This window comes from Saccharopolyspora sp. NPDC002686 (genome assembly GCF_040295745.1).
GTDB classification, from domain to species: domain Bacteria; phylum Actinomycetota; class Actinomycetes; order Mycobacteriales; family Pseudonocardiaceae; genus Saccharopolyspora; species Saccharopolyspora oryzae.
Map to the genome: position 1 here is coordinate 1 of NZ_JBEOVY010000520.1, position 3,672 is coordinate 3,672.

Genomic DNA, 3,672 nt, shown 5'->3' on the forward strand with positions numbered 1-3,672 from the left:
GAGTGCGCAGCTGTGCTCGAGCCCGGCTGCGCACTCACGACGTCGTCAGAGGATTTCCAGCGGGACCGGGTGCTCCGGCGCCGGGAAGGCCGCGTCGAGCTCGGCCAGGTCCTCGGCGGTCAGCTCGATGTCCAGCGCCGCCCGGTTCTGGTCGACGTGCTCCGGGGTGGCGGCCTTCGGGATCGCGCAGACCCCGTCCTGCGCCAGCACCCAGGCGATCGCGATCTGCGCCGGCGTCACCGCGTGGCGTTCGGCGACCCGGTTCAGCGCCGGTTCGCCGAGCAGGCGGCCCTGCTCGATCGGCGAGTACGCCATTACCGGCAGCCGCTGCTCCCGGCACCACGGCAGCAGGTCCACCTCGATGCCGCGCCGGGTCAGGTTGTAGAGCACCTGGTTGGTCGCCGACTGCCTGCCGAGGTCGCTGGCGAACAGCTCGACGACGTCCTCCGCGTCGAAGTTGCTCACGCCGAAGCGCTTGATCTTGCCGTCGGCCCGCAGCTGCTCGAACGCGTCCAGCGTCTCGGCCAGCGGCGTGCTGCCGCGCCAGTGCAGCAGGTAGAGGTCGAGGTGATCGGTACCGAGCCGCCGCAGGCTCCGCTCGCAGGCCTCGATGGCGCCGCGACGGCTCGCGTTGTGCGGGTAGACCTTGCTGACCAGGAAGACCTCGTCCCGGCGCCCCGAGATCGCAGCACCGACGACCTCTTCAGCACCGCCGCCGCCGTACATCTCGGCGGTGTCGATCAGCCCGAGTCCCAGATCCATCCCGCGTCGCAGCGCAGCCACCTCGGCCGCCTTCTGCCCGCGCCGCTCCCCCATGCCCCAAGTGCCCTGCCCGAGCACCGGCAGTTCCGCTCCGCCGGGCAATTGGATACCACGCATGCACGCTCCCAAGTTCGGAGTTCATCGCTGCCGGGCGTGCGGCCAGCATACGGTTCGGACCTTGCACGGGCTCAGCCCCGCTCCGGTTCAGCGCTGCTTCGGCAAGACCGCGGTCAACCGGAACCCACCGTCGTCGGACGGCCGGGCGTCGAGCTGGCCACCGGCCATCCGCACCCTCTCCGACAACCCGGCCAGCCCCGAACCACCGCTGCCCACGTCGACGGTGCGCCCGCGCGGCGCGCTGTTGGTGACGACGATGTGCAGCGCGCCCGCTCGGCTCTCCAGATCCACCGTGATCACCGAGCCCGGCGCGTGCTTGGAGGCGTTGGTCAGTGCTTCCTGCACGACCCGGTAAGCGGCCCGCTCCACCGCGGGCGGCACATCGGGATCGCTCACCTCGCGCGCCAGCTCCACTTCCACCCCGGCAGCGCGGGCCTGCCCGACCAGCTCCGGAATGGTGTCCAACCGAGCCCGACCGGTGCTGCCCAACCCGAGCGTCGCGCGCATCTCGTCCAGCGCCTGCTTCGCCAACCCGCGCAACCGACTCGCCGTCTCCTGCACGGCGGGATCCGCGGTGGTCGCGCTGAGCGCAGCCGACTCGACTGCGATCAAGGTGACGTGGTGCCCGACGGCGTCGTGGATCTCCCGAGCAATGCGCGACCGCTCGTCGGCACGCGCGGTCTCCGCCTTCGCCTCCAGCTCCGCCGCAGTGGCCTCCTCCAACCGCCGCAGGCTCTCCGCCAGCTGCTGCCGCAGCGACACCAGCGCGCCCAGTGCGACCGGTGCACCAGCCGCCAGCAGCACGTACGCCAAGGTCAGCACCACCGAGCCCGCGGTCAGCGACTGCAGGATCAGCACCGGTGCGACCGACACGCCGGCTGCCAGCAGCACCCAGGCGATCAGCGACCTGGCCTGCGGCTGGGCCCGGCCGAGCGCGAACAGGGCCACGATCGTCGCGGGCCAACCGAGACCACCGGCCAACGCGGGCATGCACAGCAGCACCGCGATGCGCGGCCACCGCTTCCGCAACGGCAGCAGGAACGCCGCGACCACCCCGGACACCACCGCGTAGCCGAACGGGTCCGGCGTCGCCAGCACCGCGGCGGCCGGGATCGCGACGGCCAGCGCCTCAAGGACGAGAACACGCCACCGCACAGCGCTCACCAGTGGTTGCCCACGTCCGCGACGCGCTGGGCGATCAGCGCGGCCTGCACGCGGTTCTGCGCGCCGAGCTTGCTCAGCACGGTCGACACGTAGCTCTTCACGGTGGCTTCGGTCAGCCCGAGCCGCAGCCCGATGTCGGCGTTGGAACGCCCGTCGGCCAGCAGCTCCAGAACCTGCCGCTCCCGAGCGGACAGGCCACGCACCAGCTGGATCTCGCGCGAGTTGCCGGTCGTGCCGCGCAACCGGGGCAGCAGCCGCGCGGTGATCCGCGGATCCAGCACCGCGCCACCGGCCGCCAGGTCGTGCACCGCCCGGACCAGCATCGCCGGGTCGGCGTCCTTGAGCAGGAACCCGCTGGCGCCGTGACGCAGCGCGTCGGACACGTAGTCGTCCAGGTCGAACGTGGTCAGCACCGCCGCCGCCGGCGGGTCCGGCAGCGCCACCAGATCGCGCAGCGCGGACAGCCCGTCCTTGCCGGGCATCTGCACGTCGATCAGCGCCACGTCCACGCGATGGCTGCGCACCGCGGCGAGCAGCTCGTTCCCGTCGCCGGCCTCGGCGACCACACGGATCGTGCCGCTGCTCTCCAGCAGCAGGCGCAAGCCGCGACGAAGCATCGACTCGTCGTCGGCCAGCACCACCCGGACCGGTTCCCCGCGGTCGTCCGCCTGCACCTCTCGGCCACCTCCCCTAGCTCCGAAAGGGTTGGTCAGCAGACTAGCGGGGTGGTGCGCACGCAGCGCGCACACCACCCGGCCCACCGTGATCAGCGGTCGGGCAGACCCCGCTCAGCGGCGTCCGTCCTTGCCCTTGCGCTCGCGGACCCGCACCGAGATCCGCACCGGGCTGCCGACGAACCCGAAGGTCTCGCGCAGCTTGCGCTCCAGGAAGCGCCGGTAGCCGGGCTCCAGGAAACCGGTGGTGAACAGCACGAACGTCGGCGGCCGGGTCTGCGCCTGGGTGGCGAACAGGATCTTCGGCTGCTTGCCGCCGCGCACCGGCGGCGGGTTGGCCGCGACCAGCTCGGACAGCCAGCCGTTCAACCGGCCGGTGGGCACGCGGGTGTCCCACGAGTCCAGCGCAGTGCGCAGCGTCGGCGCCAGCTTGGCCACCGCACGACCGGTCTTGGCCGAGACGTTGACCCGCTCGGCCCAGCGCACCCGGACCAGCTCGCGGTCGATCTCCTTCTCGAGCATGTGGCGGCGGTCCTCGTCGACCTTGTCCCACTTGTTGTAGGCGATGACCAGCGCCCGGCCCGCCTCCTCGACCATGGAGATCACCCGCAGGTCCTGCTCGCTGATCGGCTCGGACCCGTCGATGAGCACGATGGCCACCTCGGCGGCCTCGATGGCGGCCTTGGTGCGCAGCGAGGCGTAGTACTCGGTGCCGCTGGCGGTCTTGACCCGCTTGCGCAGACCCGCGGTGTCGACGAACTTCCAGGTGTCGTCGCCCAGGTCCACCAGCGAGTCGACCGGGTCGACCGTGGTGCCCGCTTCGTCGTGCACGACCGAGCGCTCTTCGCCGGTCAGCTTGTTGAGCAGGCTCGACTTGCCCACGTTCGGCTTGCCGACCAGCGCGACCCGCCGCGGCGCGGTGGGGGAACGGCGCGCCGCTCAACGTCGTCGTCGG

At 71.9% G+C, this 3,672-nt stretch carries 3 protein-coding genes and 1 pseudogene; all 4 read right to left on the reverse strand.

Translation table 11 applies throughout. The features are described from left to right. Positions 1-45 precede the first annotated feature (45 nt). A complete protein-coding gene (locus ABTZ89_RS36810; RefSeq protein WP_351053692.1) occupies positions 46-879 on the reverse strand; it encodes an aldo/keto reductase in 834 nt (277 codons plus the stop codon). Positions 880-966: 87 nt separating this feature from the next. Further along, the gene (locus ABTZ89_RS36815; RefSeq protein ID WP_351053694.1) at positions 967-2,043 is read right to left on the reverse strand and encodes a sensor histidine kinase; all 1,077 of its coding nucleotides are present in this window, start codon (positions 2,041-2,043) and stop codon (positions 967-969) included. Beyond that, positions 2,040-2,717: a response regulator gene (locus ABTZ89_RS36820; RefSeq protein WP_270946865.1), complete on the reverse strand. Its 678-nt coding sequence runs from the start codon at positions 2,715-2,717 to the stop codon at positions 2,040-2,042. Before ABTZ89_RS36820 ends, ABTZ89_RS36815 begins: the two co-directional genes overlap by 4 nt. A 114-nt stretch (positions 2,718-2,831) precedes the next feature. Further along, positions 2,832-3,632: pseudogene (locus ABTZ89_RS36825) on the reverse strand (GTPase); the annotation flags it as partial. Positions 3,633-3,672: the final 40 nt, after the last annotated feature.

Bases quoted from the DNA above. Each gene is read 5' to 3' on its own strand.
- ABTZ89_RS36810 (WP_351053692.1), bottom strand. From the start codon at position 879: ATGCGTGGTATCCAATTGCCCGGCGGAGCGGAACTGCCGGTGCTCGGG.